This window comes from Novipirellula aureliae (assembly GCF_007860185.1).
GTDB lineage: Bacteria > Planctomycetota > Planctomycetia > Pirellulales > Pirellulaceae > Novipirellula_A > Novipirellula_A aureliae.
Window position 1 is genome coordinate 1 of record NZ_SJPY01000036.1, and the last position, 1595, is coordinate 1595.

The 1595-nt window shown below is 60.4% G+C and carries 4 protein-coding genes; all 4 read left to right on the forward strand.

From position 1 onward, the window contains the following. Positions 1-227: hypothetical protein (locus Q31b_RS29285; protein ID WP_231617913.1), on the forward strand; the 227-nt coding region annotated here is incomplete at its 5' end. Positions 228-298: 71 nt separating this feature from the next. Next, positions 299-520 carry a hypothetical protein gene (locus Q31b_RS27690; RefSeq protein WP_146602917.1) on the forward strand — a complete coding sequence of 74 codons (222 nt, stop codon included), beginning with the start codon at positions 299-301 and terminating at the stop codon, positions 518-520. 71 nt (positions 521-591) lie between these two features. Beyond that, a complete protein-coding gene (locus Q31b_RS27695; protein WP_146602918.1) occupies positions 592-813 on the forward strand; it encodes a hypothetical protein in 222 nt (73 codons plus the stop codon). A gap of 363 nt (positions 814-1176) precedes the next feature. Continuing rightward, a complete protein-coding gene (locus Q31b_RS27700; RefSeq protein WP_146602919.1) occupies positions 1177-1398 on the forward strand; it encodes a hypothetical protein in 222 nt (73 codons plus the stop codon). Positions 1399-1595: the final 197 nt, after the last annotated feature.

A 1595-nucleotide genomic window follows, 5' to 3' on the forward strand; every position in this document is an offset into this window, starting at 1 on the left:
CGACAACGCGTGTGGTGCTGGCGGTTGTCAAACCCCGTTGGGGTTTTTCGTTTTCGTTGGTGCCGGCAACCCAGGGTGCGCCGGGGCGGCGACCCTGGGCTTTGGAATTTAACGCCGTTGGCGTAAAGGTGCGCGATACCGCGACGTTCAATGGTTTTGTCGTGTTTCAAACCGAATGGCGTTGGCGTGAACGTGCGCAAATACCGCAACGCGGTTACATTCCGTAGCCCAGGGTCGCGCAAGCGCACCCTGGGTCGCCGATGCCTCCGGCAACCATGAACCCCAACGGGGTTCGACAATGCGTGTGGTGCTGGCGGTTGTCAAACCCCGTTGGGTTTTTTCGTTTTCGTTGGTGCCGGCAACCCAGGGTGCGCCGGGGCGGCGACCCTGGGCTTTGGAATTTAACGCCGTTGGCGTAAACGTGCGCGATACCGCGACGTTCAATGGTTTTGTCGTGTTCCAAACCGGATGGCGTTGGCGTAAAGGTGCGCAAATACCGCAACGCGGTTACATTCCGTAGCCCAGGGTCGCGCAAGCGCACCCTGGGTCGCCGATGCCACCGGTAACCATGAACCCCAACGGGGTTCGACAATGCGTGTGGTGTTGGCGGTTGTCAAACCCCGTTGGGGTTTTTCGCGTTCGTTGGTGCCGGCAACCCAGGGTGCGCCGGGGCGGCGACCCTGGGCTTTGGAATTTAACGCCGTTGGCGTAAAGGTGCGCGATACCGCGACGTTCAATGGTTTTGTCGTGTTCCAAACCGAATGGCGTTGGCGTGAAGGTGCGCAAATACCGCAACGCGGTTACATTCCGTAGCCCAGGGTCGCGCAAGCGCACCCTGGGTCGCCGATGCCACCGGTAACCATGAACCCCAACGGGGTTCGACAACGCGTGTGGTGCTGGCGGTTGTCAAACCCCGTTGGGGTTTTTCGCGTTCGTTGGTGCCGGCAACCCAGGGTGCGCCGAAGCGGCGACCCTGGGCTTTGGAATTTAACGCCGTTGGCGTAAAGGTGGGCGATACCGCGACGTTCAATGATTTTGTCGTGTTCCAAACCGAATGGCGTTGGCGTGAACGTACGCGATACCGCGACGCGGTTACATTTCGTAGCCCAGGGTCGCGCAAGCGCACCCTGGGTCAACGATGCCACCGGTAACCATGAACCCCAACGGGGTTCGACAATGCGTGTGGTGCTGGCGGTTGTCAAACCCCGTTGGGGTTTTTCGTTTTCGTTGGTGCCGGCAACCCAGGGTGCGCCGGGGCGGCGACCCTGGGCTTTGGACTTTAACGCCGTTGGCGTAAAGGTGTGCGATACCGCGACGTTCAATGGTTTTGTCGTGTTCCAAACCGAATGGCGTTGGCGTGAACGTGCGCAAATACCGCAACGCGGTTACATTCCGTAGCCCAGGGTCGCGCAAGCGCACCCTGGGTCAACGATGCCACCGGTAACCATGAACCCCAACGGGGTTCGACAACGCGTGTGGTGTTGGCGGTTGTCAAACCCCGTTGGGGTTTTTCGCGTTCGTTGGTGCCGGCAACCCAGGGTGCGCCGGGGCGGCGACCCTGGGCTTTGGAATTTAACGCCGTTGGCGTAAACGTG